The 16,092-nt window shown below is 67.5% G+C and carries 12 protein-coding genes; 9 read left to right on the plus strand and 3 right to left on the minus strand.

The genetic code is table 11. The features are described 5' to 3' along the window. Nucleotides 1-7 precede the first annotated feature (7 nt). On the plus strand, nucleotides 8-883 hold the full coding sequence (locus tag ACLARN_RS15645) for an alpha/beta fold hydrolase (protein WP_409492115.1): 876 nt from the start codon (nucleotides 8-10) through the stop codon (nucleotides 881-883). Nucleotides 884-923: 40 nt separating this feature from the next. Beyond that, the gene (locus ACLARN_RS15650; protein ID WP_409492116.1) at nucleotides 924-1,493 is read left to right on the plus strand and encodes a PadR family transcriptional regulator; all 570 of its coding nucleotides are present in this window, start codon (nucleotides 924-926) and stop codon (nucleotides 1,491-1,493) included. Between the two features lie 355 nt (nucleotides 1,494-1,848). Here the strand turns inward: ACLARN_RS15650 and ACLARN_RS15655 are convergent, their stop codons facing one another. Both ACLARN_RS15655 and ACLARN_RS15660 read right to left on the minus strand, forming a co-directional pair. Then, nucleotides 1,849-1,998, minus strand: coding sequence for a hypothetical protein (locus tag ACLARN_RS15655; protein ID WP_409492117.1), 150 nt, complete (start codon nucleotides 1,996-1,998; stop codon nucleotides 1,849-1,851). 162 nt (nucleotides 1,999-2,160) lie between these two features. After that, a complete protein-coding gene (locus ACLARN_RS15660) occupies nucleotides 2,161-2,736 on the minus strand; it encodes a TetR/AcrR family transcriptional regulator (RefSeq protein ID WP_409492118.1) in 576 nt (191 codons plus the stop codon). A gap of 222 nt (nucleotides 2,737-2,958) precedes the next feature. Between ACLARN_RS15660 and ACLARN_RS15665 the strand changes: the two genes are divergently transcribed. The 7 genes from ACLARN_RS15665 (at nucleotide 2,959) to ACLARN_RS15695 (ending at nucleotide 15,017) form a co-directional block, all read left to right on the plus strand. Beyond that, on the plus strand, nucleotides 2,959-3,411 hold the full coding sequence (locus tag ACLARN_RS15665) for a (2Fe-2S)-binding protein (RefSeq protein WP_409492119.1): 453 nt from the start codon (nucleotides 2,959-2,961) through the stop codon (nucleotides 3,409-3,411). Beyond that, nucleotides 3,398-4,357 carry an FAD binding domain-containing protein gene (locus ACLARN_RS15670; RefSeq protein ID WP_409492120.1) on the plus strand — a complete coding sequence of 320 codons (960 nt, stop codon included), beginning with the start codon at nucleotides 3,398-3,400 and terminating at the stop codon, nucleotides 4,355-4,357. The genes ACLARN_RS15665 and ACLARN_RS15670 overlap by 14 nt, the downstream gene beginning before the upstream one ends. Beyond that, nucleotides 4,357-6,537, plus strand: a complete 2,181-nt coding sequence (locus ACLARN_RS15675; RefSeq protein ID WP_409492121.1) for a xanthine dehydrogenase family protein molybdopterin-binding subunit — start codon at nucleotides 4,357-4,359, stop codon at nucleotides 6,535-6,537. Before ACLARN_RS15670 ends, ACLARN_RS15675 begins: the two co-directional genes overlap by 1 nt. Nucleotides 6,538-6,902: 365 nt before the next feature. Then, nucleotides 6,903-7,469: a dihydrofolate reductase family protein gene (locus ACLARN_RS15680; protein ID WP_409492122.1), complete on the plus strand. Its 567-nt coding sequence runs from the start codon at nucleotides 6,903-6,905 to the stop codon at nucleotides 7,467-7,469. Nucleotides 7,470-7,544: 75 nt separating this feature from the next. Continuing rightward, a complete protein-coding gene (locus ACLARN_RS15685) occupies nucleotides 7,545-8,360 on the plus strand; it encodes a serine hydrolase (protein ID WP_409492123.1) in 816 nt (271 codons plus the stop codon). A 367-nt stretch (nucleotides 8,361-8,727) separates the two neighbouring features. Continuing rightward, nucleotides 8,728-10,113 (plus strand): carboxylesterase/lipase family protein, encoded by a 1,386-nt coding sequence (locus tag ACLARN_RS15690; RefSeq protein ID WP_409492165.1) that lies wholly within the window; start codon nucleotides 8,728-8,730, stop codon nucleotides 10,111-10,113. 38 nt (nucleotides 10,114-10,151) lie between these two features. Then, complete coding sequence (locus tag ACLARN_RS15695; protein ID WP_409492124.1) at nucleotides 10,152-15,017, plus strand: DUF6531 domain-containing protein; 4,866 nt, start codon at nucleotides 10,152-10,154, stop codon at nucleotides 15,015-15,017. Between the two features lie 63 nt (nucleotides 15,018-15,080). Here ACLARN_RS15695 and ACLARN_RS15700 read toward each other — a convergent pair whose 3' ends face one another. Then, nucleotides 15,081-15,917, minus strand: a complete 837-nt coding sequence (locus ACLARN_RS15700) for an MBL fold metallo-hydrolase (protein ID WP_409492125.1) — start codon at nucleotides 15,915-15,917, stop codon at nucleotides 15,081-15,083. Nucleotides 15,918-16,092: the final 175 nt, after the last annotated feature.

Raw genomic sequence — 16,092 nt, forward strand, 5'->3', positions numbered from 1 at the left:
AGTCCTCATGTTCCAGCCGCGGTTCGTGGACGTCGACGACGTCTTGCTCCACGTCGAGACCGACGGTCCCGAAGACGGGCCCGCCGCACTGTTCCTTCACGGCTGGCCCGATCTCTGGTTCACCTTCGAGCCGCAGATGACCGCACTCGCCGATCGGGGGTATCGGGTGCTCGCGCCGGATCAGCGCGGCTATGGGCTGTCGTCCAAACCCGCCACGGTCGCCGACTACCGGATGCCCGAACTGGTCAAGGACATCGTGCTGCTCATCGAACGCGAAGAGGCGGCACCGGTCCATCTGGTCGGGCACGATTGGGGCGGGGCGGTCGCCTGGATGGTGGCGATCGAACGACCGGACCTGGTCCGGTCCTTGACCATCGTCAACTGTCCGCATCCGGAGGTGTTCGCCGAAGCGCTGACCCGGCGGCCCTCCCAGCTCATGCGGAGCTGGTACATGGTGGCGTTCCAGATCCCCGGTCTCGCCGAGACGATCCTCGGCGCCCGCGGTGGCGCGGTCGTCGCCGCGATGCTCGAACACGGAGCCGGTCTGAGCGACGCCGACGTGGACCGGCATCGCGCCGTCTGGCGTCATCCTGGCGCGATCCAGCGGCCATTGTTCTGGTATCGCGCGATGTTCCGGTCGATGCTGTCGTCCCGTCGCACCGCGGGCCCCAGGCCAGACCTGTCGGTGCGCGTTCCGACCCAGATCATCTGGGGACGCCGTGACGGCGCGCTCGGCAAGCATCTCGCCGAACCCAGCGCCGCCCGGTGCGAGGAGTCCGAACTGCACTGGCTCGAAACGCGGCACTGGCCGCACCGCGAAGAACCCCGGCAGGTCACCGAGTTGCTCGACGCGTGGTTCGCGCGGCACGCGGACCGAACCTGATCCGGTTGATACTCTTCCGGTCGCCGCCGGAAGGAGCCCCATGCTCAGATTCGCCCTACTGGGTTTCCTTCTGCGCCAACCGATGACGGGCTACGACCTGGCCACCGCGATCCGCGCCAGCATCCATTTCGTGTGGCCCGCCCAGCTCAGCCAGATCTACCGGACACTGGGCCAGCTCGAGGACGGCGGCCTGGTGGTGTCCGAAGTGGAGCCACAGCAGAGCAGGCCCGACCGCCGGGTGTATTCGGCCACCGATGCCGGACGAGAAGCCTTCGACACCTGGCTCGCCGAACTCGTCACCGAACGGGATCCGATCCGGGTGCCGTTCCTGGTCCGGTTCTTCTTCTCCGGGTCCCGCTCGACCGAGGACACGGTGACCCAGCTCCGGGTGATGCGCGATCTCCACGTCAAGGAGCGCGACCGGCTCGCCGATGAGCTTCCCCAGCAGATCACCGCGGCCGCCGACCTCGCCGACGGCAACGAACTCGATCCCCTGGTCTGGGATTCGGTCCGCCGCGCCGGCGAGATGATGGCGCAGACCTGGGTCGACTGGATCGACGAAACCATCGAACGGCTGCAACGCGCCGACGGACGACCTCCGCGGGCATGACCCGCGTGCCGCCCGGACGAGGTCATTCGGCAGGCGGGGCAGGAGGTCGGGCGCGGAGTTCCGCGGCGGTCCGGCGCGCGTGGGCGAGGCCGTCGAGGATCCAGGGCGGCGACCAGCCTTTCCGCGATCTTCAACCGGGTGTCCACGGCCGGTCCAGTGACGTCGGCGATCTGGCCGGGAGCGTCGGGACCGGCAGTTGCCCGGAGACGGAAGGACGTCCGAGCCGTGTGTCCCGGTCCGCCGTCGCACGTGGAATTCTGACCGGCGTCATTGCCGGCCAGCTGGATTTGCTCGAGGATCTACAGAATTCCGGCGAAACGCGCTCACCTGAAACGGAGTGAGAAATCACGGGTATTCACGCGGGCCGAGGTGACGCGCAATCTTCATTTTCCGTCTTGTCGGCCTCTGTGCGCTGCTCGTTCAATTCCGAGTTCGCCCGCCGCACCTCGTCGACCAGCGAGTCGAAGATCGGGGTCCCGCACAGCTCCACATGGTCCTCCGTCACGGCGCAAGTCGTTCTGCCCGGTCATCCTGCCCTGGAGCGGATCTTCGATCCAGTCCCGCCGGGAAATGCACTCGATAGAGTTCATCAGTGGCGGATTTCGTTTCCGTCGCGGCAGGAAGGAAAAGGATTTCTTGCTCGTCGCGACGGGTCGGATGACGGTCGTCAGTCGCGGCAAGTGCACATTCCGCGCCAAAGCAGATCGACGAGGCTCGCGACGTCGCGTCGCCACTCACCGTTCGGGTCGAGGTACAGCAGGCCGCCGAGGCCGCGAAGGACTGTCTCGGGTGCCAGGTCCGGGCGGACGGTGCCGGCGTCGACGTTGGCCTTCAACAGCGTGGCGACCGCGCCGACCATGGCCTTGTAGGCGCTCGCCGGCAGTTCGCCGCGGGAGGCCGTCGCGGTGCGCAGGGCGTCGGCCAGGCCGCGCTTGGTCATCATGTAGTGCGCCAGATGGTCGGTCGTCCACGTCCGGAAGGCCTGCTCCGGGGTGTACTTCTCGAGCAGGCTCGGCACGACGTCGACGAGCTGGCGCACCTCGCGCTGGTAGACCGCCAGGATGAGGGCTTCCGGGGTCGGGAAGTGCCGGTACACCGTGCCGACGCCGACTTCGGCCTGTTTCGCGATGGCGTTGAACGAGACTTCGCCCGATCCGGACAGTGACTTCGCCGCGGTGGCGAGGATGCGCTCGTGGTTGCGCCGGGTGTCCGCGCGCCGGGGATTGACCGATCCCGTCGTCATCGTCCCTCCCCGTCCGCCGATCCCGTCCGTCGTGAATGTAGCCGAGGAATCCGCGGAACCTGGAGCGACTCCAGGGGGTGACCACGACATTGCCAAGCGGATTGTAATCCGCTAGCTTGAAAAGTGAAGCGGATGAATATCCGGTTCACTTCGCGAACAGTCTCCCACCACCTCAACCTACGCCGTCGGGTCCCGGCCCGGCGATCTGCGGAAAGTGATCCAGTGGACATCTCACTCGAAGTCAATGGCAGTACGGAAAACCTGAGTGTCGAACCCGGGGTGACCCTGCTGGACGCGCTGCGGGAGCGGCTCGGCGTCACAGGTCCGAAGAAGGGCTGCGACCGGGGCCAGTGCGGCGCCTGCACGGTGCACGTCGGCGGACGGCCGGTGCTCTCCTGTCTCACTTTGGCCGCCACCGTGAAGCAGCCGGTGACCACGGTCGAAGCACTGTCCACGGAGAATGGTCTGCATCCGGTCCAGCAGGCGTTCCTCGACCAGGACGCCTTGCAGTGCGGGTTCTGCACGTCCGGGCAGATCATGTCGGCGGTCGCCGCCGTCGAACAGGATGTCCAGGACGTCCGCGAGTTCATGTCCGGCAACCTCTGCCGATGTGCGGCCTACCCGAACATCGTCGCGGCGGTCGAGCAGGCGAGGCGGGCCGATGCGTCCATTTGAGCTGACCGCACCCGAGACCGTCGAAGCCGCCGTCGCCTCGCCTGGCACATTCCTGGCGGGCGGGACCACGCTTGTCGACCTGATGAAACTCAATGTCCTGACACCGCAGCACGTTCTGGACATCAACGCGGTGCCACTGCGTGGCATCGACACCGACGACGGACTGCGGATCGGCGCGCTGGAACGGATGGGCGACATCGCCGGGCACCCCGGCGTGTACCCGGCGATCTCCCGTGCCCTGCTGCTCAGCGCCTCGCAGCAGATCCGGAACATGGCCAGCATCGGCGGGAACCTGATGCAGCGCACTCGCTGCTCGTACTTCCGGGACGTCGCGATGCCGTGCAACCGGCGGGTGCCCGGGAGTGGCTGCCCGGCGATCTCGGGCGCCAACCGGATGCACGCCGTGCTGGGCACGAGCGATTCGTGCGCGGCGACCCACGCCAGCGACGTCGCCGTCGCTCTGGTCGCTCTCGACGCACGGCTCCGGCTGGTCAGCGAGGCCGGGACCCGCACCGTCGAACTGGGCTCTTTCTACCGCCTGCCCGGTGCCACCCCTGAGGTGGAGAACGATCTGCGCCCCGGTGAACTGATCGCCGAGGTCCTGGTCCCCAGGCTGGATTGGGCGTCGAACTCCACCTACGTCAAGGTGCGTGACCGGCAGTCCTACGAGTTCGCGCTGTGTTCCGCCGCGGTCGCGCTGGACGTTCAGGACTCACGGATCGTCGACGCCCGGGTCGCGGCAGGCGGCGTGGGGACCGTGCCGTGGCGGCTGCCCGAGGTCGAGGCGGCCTTGCGCGGCGCAACCGCGACCGTCGCCACCTTCGAAGCCGCCGCGGCGCTGGCCGTCGAGGGCGCCCGGCCCTTGTCCGGGAACGAATTCAAGCTGTCGCTGCTGCCGCGGACCATCGTCCGCGCACTGCTCGAACTGACCGAGGGGAGCCGTTGATGACCAGCCGGGTGGATGGGCCGCTGAAGGTCACGGGCCGGGCCGAGTACGGGGCGGACCACACCTTCCCCGGACTGGTTCACGGCTATGTCGTGATCAGCACGATCGCCCACGGCGAGATCGAATCGATGGACGTCACGGAGGCGAAGGGCGCTCCGGGCGTGATCAGCGTGTACACGCCGTTCGACCCGCTGGAACTGCGCGCCCCGGTCACCCCGTTCTTCGGCGAGACCTGGGTTCCCTTGCAGGACAAGGAAGTCGCCTACTACGGCCAGCCGATCGGCTTCGTCGTGGCCGAGACCTACGAGCAGGCGCGCGACGCGGCGATGCTCGTCGAGGTCTCCTATCGGCAGCGGCCCGCGCTGACTTCGCTACAGGACGGGCTCGCTTCGGCCGAAGACGCACCGGCGGCCCGGGGCGGTGAACCATCGTCGTTCGAGGTCCTCGCTCCCGACGTCGAGTCCATTGAGGACGCGCTGGCCGCGAGCCCGGTGGTCGTCGAAGCCACGTACACCACCGCGACCCAGAACCACGCCGCGTTGGAACCGCATTCCGCGGTCGCGGTGTGGGGGCCCGACGGCCTGACCATCCACAGCGGTAACCAGGGATCCGACTTGCAGGCGGCGGAGCTGGCGGGCGCGCTGGACACGAAACCGTCCGAGGTGCACGCGGTGAACCCGTTCGTGGGCGGGGCGTTCGGGGGCAAGGGCCGTACCTCCGCGCCGGCGTTCCTTGCCGCGGCGGCGGCCCGGCTTCTTGACCGGCCGGTCAAGGCCGCGCTCAGCCGGGAGCAGGTCTTCACCGCGACCGCGGGCCGTGCCGCGACCGTGCAGAAGATCGCCCTCGGCGCGGAGCACGATGGCACGCTCAACGCGCTGCGGCACGATTCGTGGTGCAGCACGGCGATGGACCGCTCGTTCGTCGAGCCGACGTCACACGGCACCTCGCGCGAGTGGTACGCCACCCGGAACCTGGCCATCAGCCAGAAAATGGTGCCGCTGAACATCCCGCCGACCACTTTCATGCGGGCGCCGGGCGAGGCGCCCGGGTCGTTCGCGCTGGAGAGCGCCATCGACGAGCTCGCGGTCGCGCTGGGCATGGACCCGATCGAACTGCGTCAGCGGAACAACTCGACCGCGCCGCCCGGCAAGGATCTGCAGTGGTCGAGCAAACACCTCGACGAATGCTTCCGCGTCGGCGCGGCCAGGTTCGGCTGGGCGGACCGCTCGCCCCAGGGACGGGCCGACGGTGACTGGCTCGTGGGTGTCGGCACGGCCACCGCGATGTTCCCCGCACTGCGGTTCCCGGCCACCATCGAGATCACCCTCCTGCCCGACGACACGGCTGTCGTCGCGACCAGCGGGGCGGACCCGGGAACCGGTCTGCTGACCGTGATCTCCCTGGTCGGCGGGGAATCACTGGACATCTCGCCGGACCGGATCGTGCCCCGGCTCGGTGACTCGGCCCTGCCTCCCGGTGGCCTGTCCGGCGGCTCGACCGCCACCGCGAGCGTGGGGACGGCCATCATGATCGCCGCCGCCACGGCGATCGACGACCTGCTGGCCGCGGCGTCGGCCCCGGGCGCGCCGTTCGACGGCATGGACGTCTCCTACGCGGACGGCAGGGTGCTGGCCGGAGACAGGACGATGACCTTCGGCGAGGTGCTGCGGGAACTGAAGCGCCCGTCGATCTCCGTGACCGGTTCGTCGGCACCCGGCGAAGAGCTGACGAAGCACTCGTTCAGCTCGTTCGGCGCCCAGTTCTGCGAAGTTCGCGTGCACAAGTGGACGCGCGAGATCCGGGTGTCCCGCATGCTCGGCGTGTTCGACGCCGGCCGGATCATCAACCCGACGGCGGCTCGAAGCCAGATCATCGGGGGCATGATCTGGGGTGTTTCGGCCGCGCTGCACGAGGGGCTGGAGATCGAGGACAGCGGGCGATTCGCCAACGGCGACTTCGCGAGCTATCTGATCCCGGTGAACGCGGACATCCCCGAGGTCGACGTCCACTTCGTCGAGTACCCGGACACCCTGCACAACTCGGTCGGCGCGAAAGGACTGGGCGAGATCGGCACCGTCGGGATGGCGGCGGCCGTCGCGAACGCCGTCCACAACGCGACCGGCATCCGGGTGCGGCACATCCCCATTCTGATCGAGGACCTTCTCGACGGGTCTTCTTGAGGGATCTTGGGTCCGTGAGTGGCGTTTCGGGTTCGAGCGGACCGAAGGTTGACGATGTAGGAATCGGGACGTTGACGGATGCTGTTGGCGAATTCGTGGTCAGGCGGAAGGGTCTCCGGGTCGTCGCGTGTTCTTAGGGAGATCTCGCGTGTCTGGAGGGAGATCACGCGTGATCAGGCGGAGATCTCGCGTGATCGCCGTCCAGCCACCCCCGGTACGCAAATACGAGGCCGCCAGTGTGGCGGCCGTCGCCGCTGACAGAAACCGGAGAAAAAGATCTGCCCGGGATGTCGAGACCGGCGTGACGGCTCCGTCCCTGGGTCGGACGCGGCCGACGTGGCCGTGCGCGGACCGGAAGGGCAATCATGCGAAAGCTCGTAGTCCAGCAGTGGGTCACCGTCGACAACATCGCCGCGGAGGAGGACGGCGGGCTCGGCTTCATGTCGGTGGAGCCCTTTTCCGAGAAGTCCGACCCGGCGTTCAAGGCGAGCGTGATAGGGCTCATCGACTCGGTCGACACGCTGATCCTCGGTGCGAACACCTACGCCCAAACCAAGGACTACTGGCCGCACGCCGAAGAGCAGGGCGAATACGGCGAGAAGCTCAACAATCTCACCAAGTTCGTAGCCTCGTCGAAGCTGGACAACGCCCCCTGGGGCGACTTTCCCGCCGCGACCGTGACACGCGATCCGGCCGCCACCGTCCAGGAGCTCAAGGAGCGGGACGGCAAGGACATCTGGCTGTGGGGGAGCTTGAAACTCATGCGGTCGCTGCTGAACACCGGCCATGTCGACGAAATCCGGTTGCTGGTTTGCCCGGTGTCACGCGGCAAGGGGACGCGCGTGTTCGAGGATCGGCAAGACCTGAAGCCGGTCGAGGCCACCTTGTTCGAGAACGGCCTGACACTGCTGCGCTACGAGATCAAGAAGTAGTGCCGGTCGAGTTGTGGCAACCTCAGGGACGCCTGCAAGCACAGGGAAGACCGCTGCCTAGCCCCGGGGAACACAATGAAGAAGAGACTTTCCGCCATCCTGGCCGTGGTGCTGGCCGTGGTGTTGACCTCTGCGGCTCCCGCCGGAGCGACCACCCGCTTCGACAGGGAACTCCAAGGGCGTATCTCGCGCGCTCAGGCCTATGCCGACAGCAGGCCCGGCGAGACCGGGATCGTCCTCCGGGACCGGTGGACCGGTGCCGTCCACCGGAGCGCGGCCGCCGGGACCCTGATCTGGGCCTGTTCCACCCCGAAGCTGGCGATGGCCGTCGACCTGTTGCTGCGCAACGACTCCGGGGCCGTCCAGTTGACCGCCGAGGACCGGGACCTGATCCACCGGATGCTCGACTCCAGCGACAACGACGCCGCCCACACGCTGTGGACCCGGTACGGCGGGGAGGCCGAGTTCGCCAAGCGGTTCCCGTCCTACGGGATGACCGACATGCGGTTCACCGATCAGCACCCGCACCACTGGGGCTGGATCCTGACCACCGCGAACGACCTGGACCGGCTGGTCAACTACGTCCTGACACGGCTGCCGCGGCAGCACCGCGACTACATCGTCCACGAGATGCGGACCGTCGACGTCAACCAGCAGTGGGGCGTCTGGGGTGCCGGGTCCGCCGCGCGGCCGGGGAACAAGAACGGCTGGTCCGACGACAACGACGACGGTTCCTGGATCACGAACTCGGTCGGTTTCGTCGGGCCGCACGGGCGGTACACCCTTGCCCTGATGAACAACACGAAGGTCATCGAGAACGGTTTCGAAACCGGCCAGGAGACCACGACCAAGATCAGCGAAATCCTGTTCAAGGGGTACTTCGGAGACTGATCGCTGAATTCGGATCTCCGCGAAAGACCATGGTGGCCTGGAATTTGACAATTCCGGCGCCACCGAACGGAGGTTGTGCCCTGCGGAGCGGTGGCCAGACTGGAAGTCATCGCGTCCATTTCGGCAGACCAATGTTCGGTGCGTGGAGGACGGATGAGACTCGACCGGAAGCTCGCCGTGGCGGCCGTCGTGCTGATGGCGTTGTCGCCGATCAGTTCGGCGTCCATGGCCAGTGATCTGAAGACGAGGCAGCAACCCGCACCGGCCTGCTCGCCGGGTACCACGGTGGTGACCGACGACGGGCCGGTGTGCGGTGTCGCGGGAGCAGAGGTAGGGGATCCGCTACGCCGCACCACCGGCGGGGAACCTGCGCTGGAAGCCGCCACGGCGGCCCGTCCCGTGGACCGAGCCGTTCGCCGCGACGACCGAGGGCAATCAGTGCCCGCAACCATCCGGCGCCGGACCGGGCTCGGACAACGAGGACTGCCTCAACCTCACCGTCCGCGTACCCGCCAAGGTGGGACCCGGTCCGCTGGCGGTGATGGTGCAACTCCACGGAGGCGGTTTCCTGCTGTGGAAGCCGCAGGACGCGAGCCGTCTGGTGACGGCGGGCAACGTCATCAGCGTGGAGGTCAACTACCGGCTCGGGATCTTCGGTTTCCTCGCGCACGAGGCGTTCGGCGCGCACGCCGGTAACTACGGGCTCCAAGACCAGCAGGCCGCGTTGCGCTGGGTGCAGCGCAACATCGCGCGGTTCGGCGGTGACCCGCACAACGTCACGATCTACGGCGCTTCCGCGGGCGGGTCGAGCGTCTGCGCTCACACCGCGTCGCCTGCCTCGGCAGGGCTGTTTCAGCGCGGTATCAGCGAAAGCGGGGAGTACAACTCGCTGCTCGGCGTGAACACCGTGTGGCAGGCGCAGGACTGCAACGCGAAGCTGCCAACGGAGCAACAGGCCCAGCGTGCCGGGGCGCGGTTCGCCGCCGCTCTCGGCTGCGGCACCGTGAGCGACGCGGGCGCATGCCTTCGCGGGTTACCGGCCGCAGCCCTGCTCAAGCAAGCGGATCACGGGAGAAATCCCGACAACGGAACGATCGCGCCGATCGTGAACGGCACGACACTGCCGATGTCCCCGAGAGAGGCTTTCGCCAAAGGGCACGTCAACGACGTGGCGCTGATCCACGGCGTGGCGCGCGACGAGACCCAGCTGCCTTCCGCGTCGACCCCGGCCGACTACGACCGACTGGTGCGCGAGCAGTACCGCGAGCACGCTCCCGCGGTCCGGCGGACGTACCCACTGAAGCGGTTCCCGGCACCCGCACCGTTCCTGGCCTTCCGGACCATCGTGGCCGACTCCAACTCGGTCTGCCCCTCCATGCTCAACAACGAACGGCTGGCGCGGCACATCCCGGTTTACGCCTATCAGATGGACGCCACGGACGTGCCGCCGCAGTTCTTCCTCGACCCCACCAAACCGAACGGCGCATACCACATAGCCGAGTGGCTCCTGCTGTTGCCAGGCGGCGTCAAGCTCAACCCCAATCTGCAAGTGCTGTCCGACCAGCTCGTCGCGCAGTGGACAGGATTCGCCCGCACCGGTAACCCGACCGTGGACGGCACACCCCGCTGGGAGCCTTACACCGAAGGCAATCCCGTCGTCATGTCGCTTGATTCCGCGGGAGACAGCCAGCTCACTACCGAGATCTCTCGCCAGCACCATTGTGCTGAACTCTGGAATTCGCTGGCACGCTAGGCAATCGTCCGAACAAGGACGTGCTTGAATCTGTGGTCATGAGCAATCCGTTGGTCGCGCCGGTGAAGGATTCGACGACGGCGGTGTCGGGTGTGCCGTTGTTGGAGGGTGCTCTCGACCTGAAGTCGGCGATCGAGAGCGGCGACTGGGCATCGGTCGCGTTGGGTGCGGTGGGGACCGCGCTGGACGCGCTGACCGCGGTGATGGACCCGTTCGGGGCGGTGTTCGCCGCCGGGGTCGGCTGGCTGATCGAGCACGTCGGCCCGCTGAAGGAGGCTCTCAACGCGCTCACCGGCAACGCGGACGAGATCGCGGCGCAGGCGGAGACGTGGACGAACGTCGCCAAGGAGATCGGGGACGTCGCGGTCGAGCTGGTGGACCTGGTCCAGAAGGACCTCGGTAGCTGGACAGGGGAAGCGGCCGACGCGTATCGGAATCAGGCGAAGAACACGTCGACGCTGATCGAGAGCGCGCAGAAGGGGACCGAAGGCGCGGCCAGTGGGGTGAAGACGGCGGGAGAGGTCGTCGCGGCGGTTCGGACGCTGGTCCGCGACATCATCGCCGAGCTCATCGGGCACCTGATTTCGTGGGCGTTGCAGGTGGTGTTCACGCTCGGGATCGGGCTGGCGTGGGTGGTGCCGCAGGTGGTGGCCGCGGTGGCGAAGACCGCGTCGAAGATCGCCGGGCTGACGACGAAGCTGGTGAAGGCACTCAAGGGCCTGGTCCCGCTGTTGAAGAAGGCCGGGGATCTGTTCGACGACGCGGGGAAGGCGTTGAAGAACCTCAAGGGCGGGACGGTCAAGCCCGCCGGCAAGCCCAAGGACATCAAGCCCGAATCGCCCCACCCCAAACCCAACCCCAAGGACGATGGCACCAGTCCGTCGGGAGATCACACGAATCCCTCCGGCGACCATTCCGGCCCGTCCGGGGACAAGGGCAATCCTGGTGGCGACAAAGGTGGCTCCGGCGGCGGGGACAAGAACGGCAACACCAGCCCCACCGGCGATCACGTCACTCCTTCGGGTACCAAGGGTGGTTCTGGCGGCGGCGCCAAGGGAAGCCCGCCCCCGGCCCGCACCGAGCCTCCGCCCAAGCACTCCGCGCCCGACGAGCTGAACCTCTGTGGCGACCCGATCGACATCGCCACCGGTGAGGTCGTGATGGTGCAGGACGACCTGTCACTGGCCGGGCCGCTGCCCATCCGGATCCGCCGCACGCATATGTCGAGCTACCGGGAGGGCACCGGTTTCGGCCGATCCTGGTCGTCGACCGCCGACCTGCGGCTCGAGTTCACCGCCGAGCACGCCCGCTTCTTCTCCGACGACGGCACGGTTCTGACCTTCCCGCTGCCGGAACCGGGGCGGCCGATGGACTCGCTCGCCGGGCCGTCGCGAGTGCTGATGGTGGACGAGACGGGTGTCTACCGGCTACTGACCTGGGATTCCGGGATCACGCTGTGCTTCGCGCCGGTCGCGGGTGCCCCAGCCGGGGTGCTGCCGCTGACCGCGTTCGAGCTCGGCGAGGACGGGCCGCGGATCGAGGTCGACCACGACGTGGAGGGCTCGGGGGTGCGCTGGCGGCATTCCGACGGGCGGGTACTGGAGATCGACCGCGCCCGCGGCCGGGTGCGTGCGCTGCGGATGACCGATCCACTGCAAGGCCAGAACGTCGTCGTCATGCGGTACGGCTACGACGACGCGGGAAACCTCACCGAGGTCACCAACTCCTCCGGCCGGGCCCTGCGGTTCGACTACGACCCGGACGGCCGCCTCTCGGGTTGGCAGGACCGCAACGGGATTTGGTACCGCTACGTCTACGACGCGGCCGGGCGCTGCGTGCGCACCGTCGGCGATCGCGGATTCCTCGACTGCACCTTCGACTACGAGCCGAAGCGGACCCGCTATACCGATTCCCTCGGGAACATCACGGTGTTCGAGCTCGACACCGCGCATCACGTGGTGCGCGAGACGGATCCGCTCGGTGCGACCACCGTTTTCACGTGGGACGACCGGGACCGGATGCGGTCGAAGACCGACCCGCTCGGCCGGACCACGAGTTTCACCTACAACGCCGACGGCGAGATCTCGAAGGTCACCCGGCCCGACGGCAGCGTGGTGCTGGTGAACCGGTCCGAGGACGGCGCGGTCGACGGACTGCTCGCGGAGGAGGGCGACCACACCCGCTACCGGGCCTACCCGGACGGTCAGGGACCGGATCCGCGGCAGGACCCCGTCGGCGTGTCCGCGTCGATCAGCCTCGACACCGGCCCGGATCCCGACGCCACCGGGGCCGACGACCGCGACCTGTTCGGACGGCCGCGTTCGGTGCCGCACGGCCGGGGACGGGCCCGGATCGGCTGGACTGTGGAGGGGCTGCGCGCCTGGCGGGTCGGCTCGCTCAGCGAACGGCAGAGCTGGCGCTACGACAGTGAGGGCAACGAGGTCGAGCACGTCGACCCGGCGGGTCGCGCGACTCGGCGCGAGTACGGCCCGTTCGACATGCTGACCGCGGAGATCGATCCGGCGGGCGGGCGGACCCAGTACACCTATGACACCGAGCTGCGGCCGTCCGTGGTGACCAACCCCAACGGGCTGACCTGGACTTACGAATACGATCCGGCGGGCCGCCTTGTCCGGCAGACCGATTTCGACGGCCGCGCGCACACCTACGCCTACGACGCGGCCGGCCAGCTGATCCGGTCCGTCGACCCCGCCGGTCGGGCCACGGACTACGGCTACGACCTGATCGGCAACCTGGTCCGGATCCGCACGGAAGACACGGAGACAACCTACGTCTACGACGCGGTCGGCGAGCTGGCCCGCGCCGACGACGGCGAGTCCATTGTGGAGTTCGAGCGGGACGGCAACGGCCGGATGGTGCGCACCGTCACCGACGGCCAGGAAGTGGTCTTCGAGTACGACCCGGCGCGGAACACCATCAGCAGGCGAACTCCCTCCGGCGCGACCAGCGTGTGGTCCTTCGACAAGGCGGAACGGCCGAGTGCGTTGTCGACCGCCGGTCACACGGTCGAGTACGCCTATGACGCCGATGGCCGCCCGATCGACCGGCGCGTCGACCGAGGCGCCCTGCTGCGGCAGCAGTTCGACGCCGACGACCGGATCGTCGGCCAGACCCTCACCGACGCGACCGGAACCGTGCTGCGGCACCGGGAGTTCGCCCGGTCCGCCGACGGTGATCTGACCGCGATCCGGGACGCCGCCGGGGGCGAGTCGTTCGGACGCGACGCGGCCGGACGGATCACCACCCACCTGGTCGACGGTGTGCGTGAGGACATCGCCTACGACCGGGCGGGCAAGGTCGCGCACTGGGCCACCACGAACACCACGTACCCCGAAACCGGGCCGCGCGCGTACGAGCGCAACACGGTGACCAGCGCGGGAGCGGTCCGCTACGAGCACGACGCGAGCGGCCGGCGTACCGCCCGGCACGAAGGCGACCGGATCTGGCGCTATGACTGGGACGCGCGCAACCGGCTGACCGGTCTCACCACGCCGGACGGCCGCCGCTGGCGATATCGCTACGACCCGCTCGGCAGGCGCACGGCGAAGGAACTGCTCGACCCCGACGGCCGGGTCCTCGAGCAGGTGCGATTCGTCTGGGACGGCAACTCCCTGATCGAGCAGACGCACACCGGCCCGGCGGGCGCCGCCGTCACCACCTGGGAGCGGCGGCCCGACACCGAGGAACCGGTCACCCAGACCGAGCACGGCGCCGGGCAGCCGCGGTTCCGGGCGTTCGTGACCGACTCCATCGGTACGCCGACCGACCTGCTGGACCCGGCGGGCACGCTGAGCTGGTCCGGCCGCTGGACGCTGTGGGGAAGACCGTTGGGCGCTGCTCCGGGTACACCACTGCGGTTCCCCGGCCAGTACCTGGACGCGGAAAGCGGGCTGCACTACAACCTGCACCGCTATTTCGATCCGGCCACCGCGCGCTATCTCAGCCAGGATCCGCTCGGGCTCCCCGCCGGGCCCGATCCGGCCGGCTACCCGCACGACCCGACCGCCGGCTCGGATCCGCTGGGCCTGGTGTGGTGCGACAAGAAACGCAAGTTCGTCGATGGCCCGGACACCTCCGGAACCGGGCACAACGCGGGTAACACCGGTGGCAGCTCGAAACGTCCGCGTACCGAGAACGACAACGCCAACCGCGGTGGCCGCAGCAAGAACCAGGCGGGCACCACCGAAGAGGTCCGGGCCACCTACGACAAGAACTCCACCCGAGGGAAGGACTTCGTCAACACGCCGGACACCAAGCAGGTCACCGACGTCGACGCGCTGAACAAGAACTCGGTCATCAGCAACAAGGTGGACAAGAACGGGGACGTCTACGGGGAGAACAAGCTGAGCGAGAAGCTGGTGGAGGCCCTGGAGAGCACCCCGAAGAAGAATCCCAAGCCGGGGGAAAGCCAGTTCTTGAGCGCCGACGAGAAGTGGATCCGCGGGCACCTCGAGAACGGTGACATGGGCGGACCGGGCACCGCCGACAACATGATCCCGCTGACCCATACCGCGAACATGAACTACAAGAAACTCGAATCGAGCCTGCAAACCTACGTCGATCTGAAGAACACCCTCGCGAATCGGGACGCCTCCGACATCGGCATCGACTTCCGGGTCAAGCCCAGTGACGAGGTGAAGTTCCCCAAATCGGAGAACGACTTCGAACGCGGCATCCGCGACCACGTCGAGATCAACACCCAGTACACCGGGATCACCCCCGACATCGCGCAACGGCTGATGAACAGCAAGATGGACGTCCCGCTGCCGGATCTGCCGCCGCTGGGCACCAAGTTCGACACCATCAGCGGTAAGTTCACCAAACCCGACGGCACCGAGTGGATCAAGAACCCGAAGGGCCACGACCTCAGTCAGTATCTCTAGCGTGGGAATTCGAAACTATCTGATCGAAGGTGTTTCCGGCACTGGCAACGATTCGGTCTGTGACTAGCCAGGCGTCCCGTCGCGGTCGCGGCGTCGGGCAAGACTCTGGGCTTGCCCTTCGTGGATGTCGTTGACCCACTCCCAGCCGGGCTTCGCCGACGGGCCGATGCGCGGGTCGTCGGGTGTTCGGCCGTCGCGCAAGGCGTGTAAGTACGCGCGATCCTGTTTGATCCGTTCAAGTAGCTGATCGGCTCGGCCGACGGACCCGTGGCCGGGGATGACGACATCAACGTCGTCCACCACGGCCTCGAGCAGCCGCAGTCCGACGAGGTACTCCTCGATCGGGTCATTGGTGTCGTTGAAGTTGTCGAGCATCGGGATGAAGACATCAGAGAGCATGTCGCCCGCGACGAGAACTCCGCGTTCCTCGATCAACAGTGCCGCATGGCCCGGGGCATGCGCCGGATGCTCGATGACCCGGACTTGAGGGCCATCCCAAGGAATCCGCGCGGCTTCGGCAGGCAGATCGGTAATGATGCCGAAGAGATCCAAGGACATGTCGTCGGCGATTTCCGGCGGTAGCCCCTCGGTGACGCGGGCTTTCCAGTCCGCGTTCGACAGCAGATCTCGCATAAAAGCCGCACAGCGGGCCGTGCCGTAGCGGGGCACTTCGCCGAGTTCGGCGTGCCAGAGCACGTGATCCCAATCAGGATGCGTCGAGAAACCTGCCACGACGGGCTGGCCCAACTCGCGAAGGTCGTTCGCGAGGCAGGCCATCTCGGAGTCTTGGATCCCGGCGTCGACGAGCAGCACGCCTGTCTGGCCCTGCACCACAACTGTGTTGTTCCGGAGCAATTCGCTCTGGTGGATCAGCACACCCTCCGCGACCTGTCTCAACACGGTGACCCCTTCCGCTTGCGCTGTGCAACCACTCGTCGGGACGGTAGTCCCGAGTGGTGGCAGATTGCAAGCACTTTGGTCAGAACCTGAAATTACCTTCGCGTACACACCCTGGCTGGCGCGACGTCACCGATGATCACCTCAGACATCCTACCTTTGCGCTGTTGGTATCGAT

The organism is Amycolatopsis sp. cmx-11-12, assembly GCF_046269425.1.
GTDB lineage: Bacteria > Actinomycetota > Actinomycetes > Mycobacteriales > Pseudonocardiaceae > Amycolatopsis.